The organism is Stutzerimonas degradans, assembly GCF_024448505.1.
Classification (GTDB): domain Bacteria; phylum Pseudomonadota; class Gammaproteobacteria; order Pseudomonadales; family Pseudomonadaceae; genus Stutzerimonas; species Stutzerimonas degradans.
In genome coordinates, this window is record NZ_JAMOHV010000007.1 from 74559 (window position 1) to 94544 (window position 19986).

Annotated in this window: 15 protein-coding genes; 5 read left to right on the forward strand and 10 right to left on the reverse strand. The window is 60.8% G+C overall.

The genetic code is table 11. From position 1 onward, the window contains the following. The 4 genes from NAV27_RS11225 to fabI are packed head-to-tail and all read left to right on the forward strand — an operon-like array spanning nucleotide 1 to nucleotide 4518. The gene (locus NAV27_RS11225; RefSeq protein ID WP_102828345.1) at nucleotides 1–1074 is read left to right on the forward strand and encodes a microcin C ABC transporter permease YejB; all 1074 of its coding nucleotides are present in this window, start codon (nucleotides 1–3) and stop codon (nucleotides 1072–1074) included. A gap of 1 nt (nucleotide 1075) precedes the next feature. Then, on the forward strand, nucleotides 1076–2095 hold the full coding sequence (locus NAV27_RS11230) for an ABC transporter permease (protein ID WP_043295650.1): 1020 nt from the start codon (nucleotides 1076–1078) through the stop codon (nucleotides 2093–2095). 1 nt (nucleotide 2096) lies between these two features. Further along, nucleotides 2097–3743, forward strand: a complete 1647-nt coding sequence (locus NAV27_RS11235) for an ABC transporter ATP-binding protein (RefSeq protein WP_102828344.1) — start codon at nucleotides 2097–2099, stop codon at nucleotides 3741–3743. Further along, complete coding sequence (fabI, locus tag NAV27_RS11240) at nucleotides 3724–4518, forward strand: enoyl-ACP reductase FabI (protein WP_102828343.1); 795 nt, start codon at nucleotides 3724–3726, stop codon at nucleotides 4516–4518. The genes NAV27_RS11235 and fabI overlap by 20 nt, the downstream gene beginning before the upstream one ends. A gap of 63 nt (nucleotides 4519–4581) precedes the next feature. On the opposite strand, the gene NAV27_RS11245 is transcribed toward fabI, so the two are convergent. The 9 genes from NAV27_RS11245 to moaA form a co-directional block, all read right to left on the reverse strand. After that, nucleotides 4582–6426: a SurA N-terminal domain-containing protein gene (locus tag NAV27_RS11245; RefSeq protein WP_102828342.1), complete on the reverse strand. Its 1845-nt coding sequence runs from the start codon at nucleotides 6424–6426 to the stop codon at nucleotides 4582–4584. 201 nt (nucleotides 6427–6627) lie between these two features. Continuing rightward, nucleotides 6628–6900 carry a nucleoid-associated protein HU-beta gene (gene hupB / locus NAV27_RS11250; RefSeq protein ID WP_003282502.1) on the reverse strand — a complete coding sequence of 91 codons (273 nt, stop codon included), beginning with the start codon at nucleotides 6898–6900 and terminating at the stop codon, nucleotides 6628–6630. Nucleotides 6901–7033: 133 nt separating this feature from the next. Continuing rightward, nucleotides 7034–9430, reverse strand: a complete 2397-nt coding sequence (lon, locus tag NAV27_RS11255; protein WP_102828341.1) for an endopeptidase La — start codon at nucleotides 9428–9430, stop codon at nucleotides 7034–7036. Between the two features lie 123 nt (nucleotides 9431–9553). Beyond that, nucleotides 9554–10834 carry an ATP-dependent Clp protease ATP-binding subunit ClpX gene (gene clpX, locus NAV27_RS11260; RefSeq protein WP_008567895.1) on the reverse strand — a complete coding sequence of 427 codons (1281 nt, stop codon included), beginning with the start codon at nucleotides 10832–10834 and terminating at the stop codon, nucleotides 9554–9556. 97 nt (nucleotides 10835–10931) lie between these two features. Continuing rightward, nucleotides 10932–11570 (reverse strand): ATP-dependent Clp endopeptidase proteolytic subunit ClpP, encoded by a 639-nt coding sequence (clpP, locus tag NAV27_RS11265; protein WP_037019733.1) that lies wholly within the window; start codon nucleotides 11568–11570, stop codon nucleotides 10932–10934. Nucleotides 11571–11658: 88 nt separating this feature from the next. Beyond that, entirely contained in the window at nucleotides 11659–12969 is a 1311-nt protein-coding gene (gene tig / locus NAV27_RS11270; RefSeq protein WP_102828340.1) for a trigger factor, read from the reverse strand. Nucleotides 12970–13162: 193 nt separating this feature from the next. Then, nucleotides 13163–13984 carry a cell division protein ZipA gene (gene zipA, locus NAV27_RS11275; RefSeq protein ID WP_102828339.1) on the reverse strand — a complete coding sequence of 274 codons (822 nt, stop codon included), beginning with the start codon at nucleotides 13982–13984 and terminating at the stop codon, nucleotides 13163–13165. 190 nt (nucleotides 13985–14174) lie between these two features. Then, nucleotides 14175–17663 carry a chromosome segregation protein SMC gene (gene smc, locus NAV27_RS11280; RefSeq protein ID WP_102828338.1) on the reverse strand — a complete coding sequence of 1163 codons (3489 nt, stop codon included), beginning with the start codon at nucleotides 17661–17663 and terminating at the stop codon, nucleotides 14175–14177. A 197-nt stretch (nucleotides 17664–17860) separates the two neighbouring features. After that, the gene (moaA, locus tag NAV27_RS11285; protein WP_008567902.1) at nucleotides 17861–18856 is read right to left on the reverse strand and encodes a GTP 3',8-cyclase MoaA; all 996 of its coding nucleotides are present in this window, start codon (nucleotides 18854–18856) and stop codon (nucleotides 17861–17863) included. 170 nt (nucleotides 18857–19026) lie between these two features. On the opposite strand from moaA, the gene NAV27_RS11290 reads away from it, so the two are divergent. After that, nucleotides 19027–19440, forward strand: coding sequence for a CopD family protein (locus NAV27_RS11290; protein ID WP_102828661.1), 414 nt, complete (start codon nucleotides 19027–19029; stop codon nucleotides 19438–19440). Between the two features lie 52 nt (nucleotides 19441–19492). Here NAV27_RS11290 and NAV27_RS11295 read toward each other — a convergent pair whose 3' ends face one another. Further along, a complete protein-coding gene (locus NAV27_RS11295) occupies nucleotides 19493–19960 on the reverse strand; it encodes a DUF2231 domain-containing protein (RefSeq protein WP_102828337.1) in 468 nt (155 codons plus the stop codon). Nucleotides 19961–19986 lie beyond the last annotated feature (26 nt).

Below are 19986 nucleotides of genomic sequence, written 5' to 3' on the forward strand. Positions count from 1 at the left end.
ATGCTGGCCTATATCGTTCGCCGCCTTTTGCTGATTATCCCGACACTGTTCGGCATCCTGCTGATCAACTTCATCATCATCCAGGCTGCCCCCGGCGGGCCGGTCGAACAGGCCATCGCCAAGCTGGAGGGCTTCGAAGGTGCCACCAGCCGGATCGCCGGTGGCGGCTCGGAGGTTTCCGTAGCGGGCACCAGTTACCGCGGCGCGCAAGGCCTGGATCCCGAGCTGGTTGCCGAGATCGAGCGTCTCTACGGCTTCGACAAACCGCCCGCCGAGCGTTTCTGGATCATGCTCAGCAATTACCTGCGGCTGGACTTCGGCGAGAGCTTCTTTCGCGATGCGTCGGTCACCGAGCTGATCATCGAGAAGATGCCGGTATCGATCTCGCTCGGGCTGTGGAGCACGCTGATCATGTATCTGGCGTCGATTCCTCTCGGTATCGCCAAGGCCACGCGCCACGGCAGTACCTTCGACGTCTGGACCAGTTCGGCGATCATCGTCGGCTACGCGATTCCAGCATTCCTCTTTGCGATCCTGCTGATCGTGCTGTTCGCTGGCGGCAGCTACTGGAACTGGTTTCCGCTACGAGGTCTGACGTCCGGCAACTTCGAGGAACTCAGTCTGGGCGGCAAGGTTCTCGACTATTTCTGGCATCTGGCTCTGCCGGTGACCGCACTGGTGATTGGCAACTTCGCCACGCTGACGCTGCTGACCAAGAACAGTTTCCTCGACGAAATCAACAAACAGTACGTGATCACCGCCCGCGCCAAGGGCCTGAGCAAGAACCGTGTGCTTTACGGCCATGTGTTCCGCAATGCCATGCTGATCATCATCGCCGGCTTCCCGTCGGCGTTCATCGGCATGTTTTTCACTGGCTCGCTGCTGATCGAGGTGATCTTCTCCCTGGACGGCCTCGGCCTGCTGAGTTTCGAGGCAGCGATCAATCGCGACTATCCGGTGGTGTTCGGCACCCTCTTCCTCTTCACCCTGCTCGGCCTGGTGGTGAAACTGATCGGCGACCTGACCTACACCTTGGTCGATCCGCGCATCGACTTCGAAAGCAGGGAGGCCTGATATGCAGTTGTCTCCCCTCAATCAGCGCCGGCTGGCACTGTTCAAGGCGCACAAACGTGGCTGGTGGTCACTGTGGATCTTCCTCGCGCTGTTCGTGCTCAGCCTGGGCGCGGAGCTGATCGCCAACGACAAGCCGATTGTCGTGCGCTATGACGGTGAATGGTTCTTCCCGGTATTCAAGCGTTACCCGGAAACGACTTTTGGCGGCGAATTTCCGCTGCAGGCCAACTACAAGAGTCCATACATCCGCGAGCTCATCGAGGCCGGCGATGGCTGGATGATCTGGCCGCCGATTCCGTTCGACTATTCGAGCATCAACTATGACCTGCAGGTTCCGGCACCCGCGCCGCCCTCGCTGCACAACTGGCTGGGCACCGACGATCAGGGCCGCGACGTACTGGCGCGGGTGATCTACGGGTTTCGTATTTCGGTGCTGTTCGCCTTGACTCTGACGCTGATCAGCTCGGTCATCGGCGTCATCGCCGGTGCGCTACAGGGCTTTTATGGCGGCTGGGTGGACCTGGTCGGCCAGCGAGTGCTGGAAATCTGGTCGGGCCTGCCGGTGCTTTATTTGCTGATCATCCTGGCGAGCTTCGTGCAGCCGAATTTCTGGTGGCTGCTGGGCATCATGCTGTTGTTCTCCTGGATGAGCCTGGTAGACGTGGTGCGCGCCGAGTTCCTGCGCGGGCGCAACCTGGAGTACGTCCGCGCGGCCCGCGCGCTGGGCATGCAGAACGGTGCGATCATGTTCCGCCACATCCTGCCCAACGCCATGGTTTCGACCATGACCTTCATGCCGTTCATCCTCACCGGCGCCATCGGCACCCTGACGGCTCTGGATTTTCTCGGTTTCGGCCTGCCCCCGGGCGCGCCGTCGCTCGGCGAACTGGTCGCTCAGGGTAAATCCAACCTGCAGGCGCCGTGGCTGGGTATCAGTGCCTTTGTCGTGCTGGCGCTGATGCTGACGCTGCTGGTGTTCATCGGCGAAGCCGCCCGCGATGCCTTCGATCCGAGGAAATAGGATGGCTGAGAATCTGATTGAAGTACGCGAACTCGCCGTCGAGTTCACCCACGGCAGCCAGGCCCAGCGTGTAGTCGAGGGCGTCAGCTTCGATATCCGCCGGGGCGAGACACTCGCGTTAGTCGGTGAAAGCGGCTCGGGCAAATCGGTCACCGCACATTCGATTTTGCGCCTGCTGCCCTACCCGCTGGCGCGCCACCCAGCGGGGCGGATTCTCTATGGCGGCGAAGACCTGCTGCAGGCCGACGAGAAGCGTATGCGCGGCATTCGCGGCAATCGCATTGCGATGGTGTTCCAGGAGCCGATGACGTCGCTCAACCCGCTGCATACGGTCGGCAGGCAGATCAACGAAGTGCTGGAAATCCATAAGGGTCTGCGCGGCAAGGCCGCTACCGCTCGGACCCTGGAGCTGCTCGAGCTGGTAGGCATTCCCGATCCGCGCGAGCGCATCCGTGCCTATCCGCACGAACTTTCCGGCGGGCAACGGCAGCGCGTGATGATCGCGATGGCGCTGGCTAACGAGCCGGAACTGCTGATCGCGGACGAGCCGACCACCGCGCTGGACGTCACTGTTCAGCTGAAGATCCTGGAGCTGCTGCGCGACCTGCAGAACCGCCTGGGCATGGCCATGCTGCTGATCAGTCACGATCTCAATCTCGTGCGGCGCGTGGCGCATCGCGTATGTGTCATGCAGCGCGGTTGTGTCGTCGAACAGGCATCGTGTGAAGAGCTGTTTCGCTCGCCGCAGCATCCATACACCCGCGAACTGCTGGCGGCAGAGCCTAGCGGCAGTCCGCTGGCGGTCGAGGCGGCAGAGCCACTGCTGGAAGTCGACGACCTGCGCGTCTGGTTTCCAATCAAGAAGGGCTTGCTGCGGCGCACCGTGGACCATGTGAAAGCCGTGGATGGCGTCAGTTTCAGCCTGCCGAAGGGGCAGACACTGGGCATTGTCGGTGAAAGCGGTTCCGGCAAGTCGACGCTGGGTCTGGCTATCCTCCGTCTGATCGGCAGTCGCGGAGCCGTTCGTTTCCAGCAACGCGATCTGCAGTTGCTTTCGCAGCGTGAAATTCGCCCGCTGCGACGGCAGATGCAGGTGGTATTCCAGGATCCGTTCGGCAGTCTGAGTCCACGCATGTCAGTGGGCCAGATCATCGGCGAAGGATTGCGCATCCACCGCATGGGCAGTGCGGCCGAGCAGGAGCAGGTGATCATCGATGCACTGCGGGAGGTAGGCCTGGATCCGGAAACCCGGCATCGCTACCCGCATGAGTTTTCCGGCGGGCAGCGGCAACGTATTGCCATTGCCCGGGCTCTGGTATTGAAACCGGCGCTGATACTGCTCGACGAGCCCACCTCGGCGCTCGATCGAACGGTGCAACGCCAAGTGGTTGAGCTCCTGCGCTCGTTGCAGGCCAAGTACAACCTGACCTACCTGTTCATCAGCCATGATTTGGCGGTAGTCAGGGCGCTGAGCCACCAGATGATGGTGGTCAAGCAAGGTCAGGTGGTGGAACAAGGTGCCGCCGCCGATATTTTTGCTGCACCGCAACATCCATATACACAGCAGTTGCTGGAATCCGCCTTCATGGCGCCCGGCACTGCCGAACAACCAGAAGAGGGACAAGCACATGGGTTTTCTCACCGGTAAGCGCGTACTGATCGTCGGCGTTGCCAGCAAACTGTCGATCGCCTCGGGCATCGCCGCCGCCATGCACCGTGAAGGCGCCGAACTGGCGTTCACTTATCAGAACGACAAGCTCAAGGGTCGCGTCGAGGAGTTCGCCGCCGGCTGGGGCTCCAGCGCCGAGATGTGCTTCCCCTGCGACGTCGCCAACGACGCGGATATCGCCAAGGTATTCGAGGAGCTGAGCAAGAAGTGGGATGGCCTGGACTGCATCGTCCACTCCGTCGGCTTCGCCCCAGGCGACCAGCTCAATGGCGATTTCACCGAAGTCACCACCCGCGAAGGCTTCAAGATTGCCCACGACATCAGCGCCTACAGCTTCGTGGCACTGGCCAAGGCGGGTCGCGAAATGATGAAAGGCCGTAACGGCAGCCTGCTGACCCTTTCCTACCTGGGCGCCGAGCGCACTATGCCCAACTACAACGTGATGGGCATGGCCAAGGCCTCGCTGGAAGCGGGCGTGCGCTACCTGGCCACCAGCCTCGGCCCGGAAGGCACCCGCGTGAACTGCGTCTCCGCAGGCCCCATCCGCACCCTCGCTGCGAGTGGCATCGCCAGCTTCCGCAAGATGCTCGCCGCCAACGAGAAGCAGACCCCGCTGCGTCGCAACGTGACCATCGAGGAAGTCGGCAACGCCGGCGCCTTCCTCTGCTCGGATCTAGCCTCGGGTATCAGCGGCGAGATTCTCTATGTCGACGGCGGTTTCAACACCACCGCAATGGGCGCCCTGGAAGACTGATCGCTTCGCGAGATACAAAAAACCCGCGTTAAACGCGGGTTTTTTGTATTTGCAGATCGTGTGTCAGTAGCGTTCGATTTCGGCCTGTTCCTGCAGCTTCTGGCGATAGGCGGCAAAGTCCTGCTGGCCAGCCCGCGAAGCCAGGAAGCGCCGATAGTTATCGCGCTCCGCATCGGAAAGCGCTTGCTCCGGTTCATTCACGCCATTGAGTCGCAGCAGCACGAAGTCCCCGTTGGCCAATGACATTCCGGCATAGGTCGGCTGATCCTTGGCGGCAGGTTTGGGCATACGAAAAACAGCCTGCAACACGGCCGGCTGCACACCTTCCTGATTACGGGTAGCAGCCTCGACGACCTGCCACTGCCGCTCAACAACCTGACCGTCGCGCAGTTTCGTCAGCAACTCCTCGCCTTCGCTACGTGCTTTCTCGGCAGCTTTGCTACGTTGCAGCTGCTGCACGATCGCGTCACGCACCTGATCGAGCTCCAGTGCTTTTGCTTCAAGGTGCTGCTTGACCCGCACGACAACCGTGGTGTTCGGGTCAAGCTCGATTACCGAGCTGTTCGCGCCGTCGACCAATACCTCGTCGCTGAACGCAGCCTGAATGACCTGCCTGTTGGCAGCGATACCTTCTCCACCTTCACGCGGAAACGCTGGCGTGGTCTGTACAGTAAGGCCCAGTTCCTGCGCTGGCTGCGCCAGGTCCGAAGCTTCGAATGCCGAATCTTCCAGCTGCTTGCTCGCCTCGACGAATCGCTGCTCGACTTGCTGCGCCTTGAGCTCCCGCACCAGCTCCGGCTTCATGCTGTCGAAACTCGGAATCTCCGGCGATTGGACGCCGAGTAGCTTGATCAGGTGCCAACCGAACTCAGTTTGCACGGGAGCGGACACCTGGCCCTCCTGCAGCGCATACAGGGCTTCTTCGAAAGCCGGGTCATACACGTCGCGACCGGCAAAACCGAGATCGCCGCCCTCGCTGGCCGACCCCGGATCCTGCGAAAATTCCTTGGCCAGCGCTGCGAAGTCCTCTCCGGCCTGCAGGCGCTTGGAGATGTCCTCAAGCGTACTCTTGGCCTTGGGATCGTTACCTTCGATCAAGATGTGCGCCGCCCGGCGTTGCTCTGACAGGTTAGCAATCTGCTTCTGGTAGAGCTCCTGCAACGCCTCGTCAGATACCTCTACCTGATCGAAAAACGCTTCTTTATTCAGCTCGACGTATTCGAGAACAACCTGCTCGGGCGAACGAAAACGCTCGGCGTTCGCGTCGTAGAACTTGCGAATCTCATCGTCGGCAGGGGTAACTGCGCTCGAGTCCGCGGGTACGATTAGGCTGGAGAAATCGCGCGTCTGCATTTCCAGACGGGCGAAATTGTCGACTTGCTGCTCTGTCACGAACCCCGTACCGGAAATGCCGGCACGCAGTTGACCGATCAGCATCTCCTGTTTGAGCAGATCGCGAAACTGCAGGCGCGAATAGCCCATCTGCTGGATCACCTGATCGAAGCGAGCAGCATTGAAGACGCCGTCAACTTGAAACTCCGGTGTCTGCAGGATCAACTGATCCAGCGCTTGGCTCGAAAAGTCGAAGCCGTTTTTCTGTGCGCCCTGAAGCAGCAACGTGCGCTCAACCAACGAACTCAGAGCTGCATCACGAAGCAGCTTATCGTCCAGCAGCGAGGCATCGAAATCACCGCCAAGCTGCTGAGCGAGCTGACGACGCTGCATATTCACTGCCTGATCGAGATCGTAGCGAGAAATCTTCTCGCCATTAACCTCGGCCGCGCTGTTGTCATTGCCTGCGCTATTGAATATCGCGTCGAAGCCCGTCAGTGCCAGAAGCACGACGATGACTCCGATGATGGTCTTGGCGATCCAGCCTTGTGAGTTGTCCCTGATGTTCTGAAGCATGCGTCCCCCAAGGAGTCTGCGGCGCGATGGGTTGCGCAGCACGCGGGTCGAACTGGATAAAAGAAAGGCGCATCCAGGGATGCGCCTTCTCGGAGTTTTGCGGCAGTTGGGAATCCCAACGCTTAACCCACAGATCGTAACTGTCGGCAACCGCCTCGCCAGCGTGACATGTGTCAGCCGCCAGCCGGATAGAAAAGACGCTTAGTTGACGGCGTCCTTCAGAGCCTTGCCGGCCTTGAAGCCCGGAATCTTTGCGGCAGCGATGTTGATCGGCTTACCAGTCTGCGGGTTGCGGCCAGTGCGCGCAGCGCGCTCCTTGACAGCAAAGGTACCGAAACCAACCAGTACGACGGAATCACCAGCCTTCAGGGCACCGGTGACGGATTCGATCACTGCATCCAGCGCGCGGCCAGCAACAGCTTTAGGAATATCAGCAGATGCAGCGATAGCATCGATCAGTTCCGACTTGTTCACTCTAAGTCCCCTTATTTCTGTTGAGTCGTATCTTTAATTTTCGGGTGTAAGCAAAGCGGTGCTGGAACGGCACTGACATAAAGGGCCGTTTTATAACAAGGGCCCTGAAAATATGTCAAGGAAGCCTCCCCGGCTAATGCGTGCTGATTCGCTCCTTGGAATCAGACTCGCGCGTATCTTCCTTTGCAACAATCTCGGGAGCCGCATCAGGCAAGGGCTCCGGCGCGTATTGCAGCGCAATTTGCAGGACCTCGTCAATCCACTTGACCGGTTTAATCTGCAGGTCCTGCTTAATATTTTCAGGAATCTCTTTCAGATCACGCTGATTTTCTTCCGGGATGATTACCGTCTTGATCCCGCCACGATGAGCAGCAAGTAGCTTTTCCTTTAAGCCACCGATGGCGAGCACTTGCCCCCTGAGGGTAATCTCACCGGTCATCGCGACATCAGCCCGTACCGGGATCTGCGTCAGCGCTGAAACCAGAGCCGTGCACATGCCGATACCAGCGCTGGGGCCGTCCTTCGGAGTTGCACCCTCGGGTACGTGAATGTGAATGTCCTGCTTCTCGTGGAAATCCGGAGCAATACCCATCGCCCGCGCACGGCTGCGCACCACGGTCAAGGCTGCCGTGATCGATTCACCCATCACCTCGCCCAGCGAGCCAGTCTTGGTGAGCCGCCCCTTGCCCGGCACAACCGCCGCTTCGATGGTCAGCAGCTCGCCGCCGACCTGGGTCCAGGCCAACCCCGTGACCTGTCCAACCTGATCCTGCAGCTCCGCGAGTCCGTAGCGGAACTTACGGACCCCAAGAAAATGCTCCAGCGAATCAGCCGTCACGTCGACATGGAAGCTTTTTTGCGTCGCATGCTCCTTGACCACTTTACGGCACACCTTGGCCAGCTGTCGCTCCAGGCTCCGCACACCCGCTTCCCGGGTGTAGTAGCGGATGATGTCGCGAATCGCTGATTCATCAATGCTGAGTTCGCCTTTCTTCAACCCGTTAGCCTGGATTTGCTTCGGCGCCAGGTAGCGGGTAGCAATGTTGATCTTCTCGTCCTCGGTGTAACCCGGCAGACGGATCACCTCCATACGGTCGAGCAGCGGCGCAGGGATGTTCATCGAGTTGGCCGTACAGATGAACATCACATCCGAAAGATCGTAATCCACCTCAAGGTAGTGATCGTTGAAATTGTGGTTCTGCTCGGGATCGAGAACCTCCAGCAACGCCGAGGCCGGATCGCCACGCATATCGCTGGCCATCTTGTCGATTTCATCGAGTAGGAACAGCGGGTTACGCACACCAACCTTGGTCATTTTCTGGATCAGCCGCCCGGGCATCGAGCCGATGTAGGTGCGTCGATGCCCACGAATCTCCGCCTCGTCACGAACCCCGCCGAGGGCCATGCGCACGAACTTGCGATTGGTCGAGCGCGCAATGGACTCTGCCAGCGAGGTCTTGCCGACGCCGGGCGGTCCGACGAGGCATAGCACCGGCCCCTTCAGCTTCTTGACCCGCTTTTGCACGGCGAGATATTCAAGGATGCGATCCTTGACCTCATCCAAGCCGTAATGGTCGGCATCCAGAACCTCTTCAGCCTTGGCCAGGTCAAGGCGCACCTTGCTGGCCGCCTTCCAGGGCACATTTACCAGCCAGTCGATATAGGTGCGCACGACCGTGGCTTCGGCAGACATCGGTGACATCTGCTTGAGCTTGTTCAGCTCCGCCTGGGCCTTGGCGTAGGCATCTTTGCTCAGACCAGCGTTCTCGATGCGCTTTTTCAGATCATCGATCTCGTTGTGCCCTTCATCGATGTCGCCGAGCTCTTTCTGAATGGCCTTCATCTGCTCGTTCAGATAGTACTCGCGCTGGCTGCGCTCCATCTGCTTCTTCACGCGACCACGAATACGCTTTTCCACCTGCAACAGGTCGATTTCCGCATCCAGCAATGCGAGGACGTGCTCGACGCGAGCCGCAAGGTCGGTGATCTCCAGAATAGCCTGTTTCTGCTCGATCTTAAGCACCATGTGAGCCGCCATGGTGTCCACCAGGCGCGCCGGATCATCAATGCCGGTCAGGGATGTCAGCACCTCTGCCGGCACCTTCTTGCCCATCTGTACGTACTGCTCGAACTGACTAAGCAGACTGCGGATGAAGACTTCCGCCTCACGAGCATCCGCCTCGGTTTCGTCGATCAGCCGAACCTCGACGCGGCAATGCTCATCCACGTCGAAGAAACGTTCGATGACGCCACGCTGCTCACCTTCCACCAGAACCTTCACCGTTCCATCGGGTAGCTTCAGCAACTGCAGCACGGTCGCGATCGTACCGACCCGGTACAGCGCTTCTTCGGCCGGATCATCGTCGGCAGGGTTTTTCTGTGCGACGAGCAGAATCTGCTTGTCACCAGCCATAGCCGATTCGAGCGCTTCAATAGATTTTTCACGGCCAACGAAGAGCGGGATCACCATGTGCGGGTAAACCACGACGTCGCGCAGCGGCAAAAGGGGCAATTCGATGGTTGTCTTCATAAATTCTGCTCTACGACGGCCATACGGCGAAAACGGGCGGGTTGCCCAGGCAACAAGATGGGGGCATGCCCGATGAAAAACAAGCTGCCCAAAATGCGAAGGGGCCCGCAGGCCCCTTGTTCATCATGCGTCAGGCGCAGCCTTTGCGGGCGGCTCATTATTTTCGTAGATCAACAACGGCTTGGACGCACCTTCGATCACGCTCTCATCAATGACGACCTTGCTGACATCCTTCTGCGAGGGAATTTCATACATGGTGTCCAGCAATACACCTTCCAGAATCGAGCGCAAACCGCGTGCACCGGTCTTGCGCTCAAGCGCACGACTGGCGATCGCCTTGAGCGCGTCCGGACGGAACTCCAGATCAACGCCCTCCAGCTCGAATAGCTTGGCGTACTGCTTGGTCAGCGCATTCTTGGGCTCGGTGAGAATCTGGATCAGTGCTGGCTCATCGAGCTCATCGAGCGTAGCGATCACAGGCAAGCGCCCCACGAACTCGGGAATCAGACCGAACTTGACCAAATCATCCGGCTCGACCGAACGCAGAGCCTCGCCAATCTTCTTGCCGGGATCCTTGCTGCGCACCTCGGCACTAAAGCCGATACCGCCTCGCGTCGATCGCGCTTGAATGACTTTCTCCAGACCGGCAAACGCCCCACCACAGATGAACAGGATGTTGCGCGTATCCACTTGCAGGAATTCCTGCTGCGGATGCTTGCGCCCACCCTGAGGCGGAACGGAGGCAACGGTGCCTTCGATCAACTTGAGCAGTGCCTGCTGCACACCTTCGCCCGAGACATCGCGCGTGATGGAAGGGTTGTCGGATTTGCGAGAAATCTTGTCGATCTCGTCGATATAGACGATACCCATTTGGGCTTTTTCGACGTCGTAATCACACTTCTGCAGCAGTTTCTGAATGATGTTCTCGACATCTTCGCCCACGTACCCCGCTTCAGTCAGGGTTGTAGCATCGGCGATGGTAAACGGAACGTTCAGCAACCGAGCCAGTGTCTCGGCCAGCAGAGTCTTACCCGACCCCGTCGGGCCGATCAGCAGAATGTTGCTCTTGCCCAGCTCGACTTCTTCTTTTTTGTCGCGCTGGTTGAGACGCTTGTAGTGATTGTAAACCGCTACCGCCAGGATCTTCTTCGCGCGCTCCTGACCAATGACATACTGGTCAAGAATGCCGCTGATTTCCTTGGGCGCAGGCAGCTTGTGCGCGCTGCTTTCCGCCTGGGCTTCCTGCACCTCCTCGCGGATGATGTCATTGCACAGGTCGACGCACTCGTCGCAGATGAAAACGGAGGGACCAGCGATCAACTTGCGCACTTCGTGCTGGCTTTTGCCACAGAAGGAGCAATAGAGCAGTTTGCCGGAATCCTCGCCGTTGCGGGTGTCAGTCATTCGAACAATCCAATCGGGAAGGCTTGAAACACAAGATGAAGGCAATCGTGGGCTTTTTCAAGCCCACGGAGCAGCCGCATATCGCGGGCTGTGGAGATCAGACAGCCAGCTGGCGCTGCGTCAGAACCTGGTCGATCAGCCCGTACTTGACGGCCTCGTCACCACTCATGAAGTTGTCGCGGTCGGTATCGCGGGCAATCACATCCATCGGCTGACCGGTGTGGTGCGCAAGCACCTTGTTCAGCCGCTCGCGGATGGTGAGGATCTCACGGGCGTGAATCTCGATGTCTGATGCCTGCCCCTGAAAACCGCCCAATGGCTGGTGGATCATCATTCGCGAATGCGGCAGGCAGTAACGCTTGCCGGCAGCTCCGCCAGTCAACAGCAGAGCGCCCATGGAACAGGCTTGCCCGATGCAAATCGTTGAAACATCCGGTTTGATGAACTGCATGGTGTCGTAGATCGACATGCCTGCAGTGACCGAACCGCCTGGCGAGTTGATATACAGGTGGATGTCCTTTTCAGGATTTTCTGCCTCGAGGAACAACAACTGGGCCACGATCAGGTTGGCCATGTAGTCCTCGACTTGGCCAACCATGAAGATCACCCGCTCCTTCAGGAGGCGAGAGTAGATGTCATAAGCCCGCTCGCCGCGTGCGGACTGTTCGATCACCATCGGGACCAGACCGCCAGCGGCCTGAATGTCCGGAACTTGCATAAAAGGATTGCGGGACATGTTCCAACGATACTCCCTTGTCATGCCTCAAAAGACACAAGCCAGCACGAGGGCTGGCTTGCGTTTGTGCACTCGAACGTTTTGAAGATCAGGCTGCTTGCGGAGCTTCCGCAGGCTTGATGGCTTCTTCGTAAGAGACCGATTTGTCGGTCACTTTCGCCTGCTGCAGAACAGTATCTACAACTTGTTCTTCGAGTACAACCGAACGGACTTCGTTCAGTTGCTCGTTGTTCTTGTAGTACCACGCAACAACCTGCTCGGGCTCCTGGTAGGCCGACGCCATTTCCTCGATGAGTTCGCGAACACGCGCCTCGTCGGGCTTCAGCTCTTTCTGCTTGACGACTTCAGCGACGATCAGCCCCAGAACAACGCGGCGCTTGGCCTGCTCCTGGAACAGCTCTGCCGGCAGCTGGTCAGGCTTGATGTTGCCACCGAACTGCTGGACTGCCTGCACACGCAAACGATTGACTTCGTTGTCGATCAGCGCTTTCGGAACCTCGATCGGATTGCCGGCAACCAAACCTTCCATTACCTGGTTCTTCACCTTGGTCTTGATGGCCTGGCGCAGTTCGCGCTCCATGTTCTTCTTCACTTCGGCGCGGAAGCCTTCGACTCCACCTTCCTGCACGCCGAACTGGGCGAAGAATTCATCGTTCAGCTCCGGCAGCTGCGGTGCCGCAACGCTGTTCACGGTGACGGTGAACTCCGCGGTCTTGCCGGCCAGATCAAGGTTCTGGTAATCCTCGGGGAAGGTCGGATTGATCACGCGCTCTTCACCTGCTTTGGCGCCGATCAGAGCGTCCTCGAAACCGGGAATCATACGACCTGAACCCAGGACCAGTTGGGTGCCCTTGGCTGAACCACCAGCAAAGGCTTCGCCATCGATCTTGCCTACGAAATCAATGTTCAGCTGGTCGCCGTTCTCAGCCGCACGATCGACATTTTCGAAACGAGTGTTCTGCTTGCGCAGGATTTCCAGCATGTTGTCGACGTCGCTATCGGCCACTTCCGCTTGCAGACGCTCGACTTCGATGGCTTCGAAGCCGCCGACTTCAAATTCCGGGAACACTTCGAACGTAGCGACGTACTCGAGATCCTTGCCCTTTTCGAACACCTTCGGCTCGACGGACGGAGCGCCGGCCGGGTTCAGCTTCTCGGCGACGATGGCTTCATAGAAGGTCGACTGGATCAGGTCACCCAGGGCTTCCTGGCGAGCGGCTTCCTCGTAGCGCTGACGAATAACGCTCATCGGCACCTTGCCGGGGCGGAAACCGGGGATCTTGGCACGACTGGCGGTCTGTTGCAGACGCTTGTTGACTTCGGTCTCGATGCGCTCGACCGGCACGCCAATGGTCATGCGGCGCTCAAGAGCGGAGGTGCTTTCAACAGAAACTTGCATGGATTTTCCTCGTTGCACAGACATAAGCCGGGCGTTCCGGCCCCAGAATGGGCAAGCATTCTAGTGGCTCAATAAAGAGAAGTCACCCCGTCGTGGGGCAGAGGCCGCGGGCGCTCTACCGCACGATTGGATTACGGCAAAGCGCCGGACTGGAGGCGACGCGGGCAGTTGAGAAGTAAGAGTGACGGCTCGTTCAGCGCTTGAGCGTCATCTGCCGACGTTCGAATTCGACGATACGCTGGCGATAGTGCTCGATGGTCTGAGCAGTCAGGACACTGCGCTGATCGTCCTTCAGTTCGCCATTCAGCTCAGCGGAAAGTTTGCGGGCAGCCGCAACCATCACATCGAACGCCTGCTTCGGATGGCGCGGGCCGGGTAGACCAAGGAAGAAGCTCACCGCCGGCGTGGTGAAATGATCGATATCATCCAGATCGAAAGTGCCGGGCTTGACCGCGTTAGCCATCGAGAACAGCACCTCACCGTTGCCGGCCATGCTCTCGTGGCGGTGGAAGATATCCATCTCGCCGAAGCGCAGACCGCTTTCGAGAATGTTCTGCAGCAGCGCCGGACCACGGAACCCCTGGGGATCGCGGCATATCACGTTGATGACCAGTACCTCCTCCACCGTTGCCGGGTCACGCGGCTCGTCGTTCGCCTCGTCTTCCTCATCGAGCACCGGATCGAGCAATGTCGGAACCGGCTCATCCGCCGCAAAATGCAGATCGCCCTGGCGCGGCTCGGCTGGTGCGCGCCGCTTGGCAGGTTCACGGGCACTCATCGATGGCATGTCAGTTTCATCGAGCGATGGCTCGCCGGTGCGGCTGACCACTCTGGACGGCCCGAGCAGCTCTTTCGAATCTTCATCGAGCTCGGGCAGGTTTGCAGTCAAATTGCGGTCCAGCTTGAATTTCAGCTTTCCCTTGCCGCCTCGCATACGGCGCCAGCCATCGAACAGAATGCCCGCGATGACAATGATGCCGATGACGATCAGCCACTCGCGCAGACCGATATCCATTAATCCGTTTACCTCTGAACTCGATGATAACGACGGGAATTCAACCACTTAGGTCAACTTTGCCCGCATCATAAAAAATTGTGCATTAAGCTAGCACGACGAACGGTAGGTTTGCACTGTGCGCCCGTTCTCTTTGTATCGACGAATGAGAAATGCCGAAGCGCCGTTGCCGTACCACGGTTCACCCCGTTCATGCTTCCACCAGCGCTACCGCCTGCTCCACATCCACTGTCACCAGCCGCGAGCAGCCGGGTTCGTGCATGGTCACGCCCATGAGTTGGTCCGCCATTTCCATAGCGATCTTGTTGTGGGTGATATAGATGAACTGCACCTTCTCCGACATCTCCTTGACCAGTCGCGCATAACGGCCGACGTTCGCGTCATCCAGCGGCGCATCGACTTCGTCGAGCATGCAGAACGGCGCTGGATTCAATTGGAAGATCGCGAACACCAGCGCCAGGGCAGTCAGCGCCTTCTCGCCACCGGAGAGCAGATGGATGGTGCTGTTCTTCTTGCCAGGCGGGCGCGCCATGATCGCCACCCCGGTATCGAGTAAATCTTCCCCGGTAAGTTCCAGATAGGCGTTGCCGCCGCCGAAGACTTTCGGGAACAGCGCCTGCAGCCCGCCATTGATCTGATCGAAGGTCTCCTTGAAGCGATTGCGCGTCTCCCGGTCGATCTTGCGGATGACGTTCTCCAGTGTATCCAGCGCCTCGACGAGATCGTCGTTCTGCGCATCGAGATAACGCTTGCGCTCGGACTGCTGCTGGTACTCGTCGATCGCCGCCAGGTTGATCGGACCGAGACGCTGGATGCGCTGAGCAAGGCGTTCCAGCTCCCCTTCCCAGCCCTGCTCGCTGGCTTCGGCTGGCAAGGTCGCCAGAACGCCGTGCAGGTCGTAGCCATCCTGGTGCAACTGATCCTGCAACGCCTTGCGCCTGACGTTCAATTCCTGCCAGCTCAGCCGCTGCTGTTCCAGCTGGCCACGCAACACCTGCGCCTGCTGTTCCGCCTGAGTACGGCGCCGCTCGGCCTCGCGCAGTTCGCGATCGGCATCCTCCAACGCCAGGCGCGCGTGCTTGAGTTCATCCTCGACCGCCATACGCCGCTCGAGCAGCTCTTCGAGCTTCATCCGCAGCTCTTCCAGCGGCGCCTCGCCCTCCTCCAGATTCAGGCTCAGCTGTTCGCGCCGCTCGACGGTGCGCTCGAACTGCTGCTGCAGGCGCTCCAACGCCTGGCGGGTGGAGTCATGCTGCGCCCGGAGCGAGCCGACCCGCAGTGCCAGCTGGTGCGCGTGGTCCTTGTGCTGACGCGCGTCCTGACGGATGCGATCGAGCTGTTCTCGCAGGCCGTCGCGACTGGCCAGCAGCGCTTCGCGCTGCTCGGTGTCCTGCGACATGGCATCCAGCGCGTCCTGCAGCTGCAGCCGCGCTTCGCCCAGCTGCTCGATCTCTAGCGCGCGCTGCTCGTGCTGTTCGGTCAGCTCCTCATCCAGGCGCCGACGTCGCAGCGCCAGTTGCTCGACCTTGGCCTGCCGTGCCGACAGCTGGGCCTTGAGCTCGCCGTGCCGGCGCGCCTCGTCCTGCTGCTGGCGACGTCGCACCTCACGCTCCTGTTCGAGCCGCTGCTGGTCCGTCTGCGCCTGCTGCAGGCTCTGCTGCAGATCGTCGAGACTCGCCTCACGCTCGTCGCGCTCGGCCTGCAGGCGCTCCAGTTCCTGGCCGCGCGCAATCAGGCCGGACTCCGCCTCGCCGCCGCGGCGCACGCGCAGAAAGTGCCGGCCGACCCAATAGCCTTCACGACTGATCAGGCTTTCGCCCTCGCCCAGCTCGGCACGAGCGGCCAACGCCTGCTCCAGCGACTCCACCGCGCGCACGCCGGCCAGCCACGGCGCCAGATCGTGCGGGCTCTCGACCTTATCGAGCAGGCTTCCCGAGCGCGCGGCAGCGCGATCGGTCGAGCAGACCAAGCGCAGTTCGCCCTGTTCCAGATCGTCCAAACTCAGCCCGGCGAAATCGTCCAGCACCACCGCCTGCAGATCGGCACCGAGCACGGTCTCCACCGCCCGCTCCCAGCCCGGCTCGACGCGCAGGCCCTCGGCCAGCCGCGGCAGCTTTTGCAGTTGCTGCGTCTGCAGCCAATCGGCGACGCCTTTGCCCGGGTCCAGCGCGGCCTGCTGCAGGGTTTCCAGTGAAGCGATCCGGCCATTGAGCCGCTGCAGTTCGCCATGCGCCTGCTGCTGCGCCTGCATCAGGTGCCGCACCTGCTCGCGCTGCTGCTCCAACTGCTCGTCGAGCAGTTCGCCCGCCGCAAGCAGTTCCTCCAGATTGAGCTCGCCGATCGCCAGCTGCTCGCCGAGTTCAAGAATCGCCGCATCCTCAGGATCAGCGGCAAGCACGGCGCGCTCATCATCCAGCCGTCGCTGGCGCTCGGCCAGCCGCTCCAGACTCTGCTCGAGCTGGGCAATACGGGCCTGCTGTACTTCAGCCGCCCGACGCGGCTCGGCACTGCGCTGGTTGAAGCGCTCCCATTGCTCCTGCCAGGCCTGCATCGAGGTTTCCGCTTCTTCCAGCTGAGCCGCGGACTCCTCGGCCGCCGCGCTGGCCAGCTCCTGTTCCGGTTCGAGCATGGCCAGTTCTTCATCGAGCGTCGCCAGCAAGGTGCGGTCGTGGCCCAGATGCGATTCGGTTTCCAGTCGTGCCTGTTCGGCCTCGCGCAAATCGTCTTGCAGCTGGCGCAGGCGCTGCTGGCCGTGCTGAATGCTCTGCTCGACGCGCGCGATGTCGCCACCGACCGAATAGAACCGCCCCTGCACCTGATTGAAACGTTCGGACAGCTCATGATGACCGTCACGCAGGCGCTCGATGCTAGCGTCGGCATTGCGTTGCTCGGCCACCAGCGCCTCGAAGGCGACCTCCTGATCGCCGATGACCTGCTCGCGCTGCCCCACCTGCTCGTTCAGCGCCTGCCAGCGCAAGGCCGACAGCTGCGCTTTGAGCTGGCGCTCCTCGGCCTTGTACTCCTGGTACTTTTCCGCCGATTGCGCCTGGCGGTGCAAGCGTTCGAGCTGGCGCTCCAGCTCCTCGCGCAGGTCAGTCAGGCGCGCCAGGTTCTCGTGAGTACGACGGATGCGGTTCTCGGTCTCGCGACGGCGCTCCTTGTACTTGGAAATGCCGGCCGCTTCCTCGATGAAGTTGCGCAGGTCCTCCGGCTTGGCCTCGATCAGCTTGGAGATCATTCCCTGCTCGATGATCGAATAGCTGCGCGGGCCGAGGCCGGTGCCGAGAAAGATGTCGGTGATGTCGCGCCGACGGCATTTGGTGCCGTTGAGGAAGTAGGTGTTCTGCCCGTCGCGGGTAACGCGGCGGCGGATGGAGATTTCGGCGAAGGCCGCATACTCGCCGGTCAGGCTGCCGTCGGAGTTGTCGAATATCAGCTCGATGCTGGCCTGCGTCACCGGCTTGCGGGTGTTGGAGCCGTTGAAGATGACGTCCGTCATCGACTCGCCGCGCAGGTTCTTCGCCGAGCTTTCACCCATCACCCAGCGCACGGCGTCGATGATGTTGGACTTGCCGCAGCCGTTAGGCCCGACCACCGCCGACATGTTGCTGGGAAAACTCACCGTGGTGGGGTCGACGAAGGATTTGAAGCCGGCGAGTTTGATGCTTTTCAGTCGCATGCGGCCTGTCCGTGGCGGTCAGCGTGAGAAGAAACGAGCAGGGTCGCCGCGAGCATCGGATGTCCTGGCATCGAGTAGTGGGTGCAAGGCGGCGGAGTTTATCACGCGGTTTCGCGGCCACGGCACGGACGATGCGCAGCCGTTCGCAACGCTGATGCGGCGCGCGGACGAGCGTCGCGCGCCGCATCCGGGGCAGATCAGCCGCCGGTCATACTCATGAAGCGCACCACCTGGACCTGATCGTCGGTATTGAAATGGTGCTTCTCCGGCTTGAGCTGCAGCGCATCGACCAGCGCATTGCGCAGGCGCTCGGCGTCGCCCGGATGGGCACGCATCAGGCTTTTGAGGTCCAGCGCGCCCTCATGCCCCAGACAGAGCACCAGCTTGCCCTCGGCGGTGACCCGCACGCGGTTGCAGCTGCCGCAGAAGTTGTTGCTGTGCGGGGAGATGAAACCGACCTGAGTCTGCGTCCCGGCCACCTGCCAGTAACGCGACGGCCCGCCGGTGGCATGGCTGCTGCGCACCAGCGGGTAGCGCGTTTCGATGCGTTGGCGCACTTCGTCGCTGGAGCAGAAGGTGACGTGCCGCTCGTGGCTGGACACGCTGCCCAGCGGCATCTCCTCGATGAAGCTGATATCCAGCCCGCGGTCGATGGCGAACGTCACCAGATCGATGATTTCGTCGTCGTTGCGACCCTTCAGAATCACGCTATTGAGCTTGATGCGCTTGAAGCCCGCCGCGCGTGCCGCCTCGATGCCGACCAACACGCGCTCCAGGCGATCACGCCGGGTCAATTCGGCGAAACGCTCGCGCTTGAGCGAATCCAGGCTGATGTTCAAGCGCTTCACGCCCGCCTCGCGCAGCGTCGAGGCCAGCGCGTGCAACTGCGAGCCGTTGGTGGTGATGGCCAGATCTTCCAACTCCTCGCGCGCACCGAGCCGCGCCAGCAGCGTCGGCAGCCCCTTGCGCACCAGCGGCTCGCCGCCGGTCACGCGAATGCGCTTCACGCCCAGGCTGATGAAGGCATCGGCGACGGCGTACAGCTCTTCCAGGCTGAGGATTTCCTCGCGCGGCGCGAAGACCATGTCCTCGCTCATGCAGTAGGTGCAACGGAAATCGCAGCGATCGGTCACCGACAAGCGGAGGTACGTGATACGCCGGCCGAACGGGTCGACCAACTGTGAATCGGACATGAGCGTCTCCAACTGCCTTGCTGTCCCCTTGTGCCCAGCCTATGCGCTCGGAGCGATTCAGGCAAAGTCTTAAGCCCACCGTTCGGCGCCGGGAGCGCCAGCAATCATCCCGAACGGCATCGGCAGCGGGCTGTCACAGCTTCAGATTCGCTACCAGCGGGACGATGCGCATGCCTTTGCTGAAACTGCTGCATTTCGCAGCCCTGCTCTGCTGGTGCGGGTCGCTGCTGTACCTGCCGGCGCTGATTAGCGCCGGAACGCGGTCGGGCGACCGGCTGTTCTACCGCGACCACGCGCACCTCACCCGCCTGGTTTTCACCCTGATCAGCACCCCGGCGGCCCTGCTGGCGATCGGCTCCGGTACGGCCCTGTTCCTGCGCGACGGCACGCTCGCTGGCTGGCTGATCATGAAACTCACGGTGGTCACCGCGATGGCGCTCTGCCACGCGCTATGCGGCGTGCTGGTGCTGCGCGTGGAACGCGCGCCCGAGCGCAGCGTGACACGCCAGTGCCTGGCCATCGGCGTGCTGGTACCGCTGCTGATCGTCATCACGCTCTGGCTGGTGCTGGCCAAACCGTTCTGACCGAGGAATGACCGTCCGCATGACCGCTAAACCGGCGTCGCCCGAAACGATCCTAGCTATCGAGCTCGACGCCCACGGCATGCTCGTACACCAGCCTTCCGCCGAGAAACGCGGCCAGCGAAATGAGCACGGCCGTCAGCAGCGAGAGGAACAGCCCCCACAGCGCATCGCTGTCGCCGCCATCGATGCCCTTGTAGCGCAGCAGCCAGTTCAGCGACGCCAGCGAGAGCATCATCACGGCAAGGATCGCGTGGCACCAGGCAGTGACCTTGCGGCGTATCTGAGCCACGCTGAGCAAATCGACCACCCCGGCGATACTCGCCAGCCAGCCACCGATGGCGCCGACGCCGGCCAGCCAGAGGCCGGCACGCGACCAGAACGGATCGAGCGTCCACAGGAAGGCGAGATCGACCGGCACCAGACCAAGCAGGGCAGCAACCGGAAAGTGGATCATCATCGGATGCAACGGATGGCCGGCAATCGCGGCGTTGCTGCTGATGGACTCGCGATCGATGGCCATCCGTCCCTCCCAGGCGTTGGTCTTGT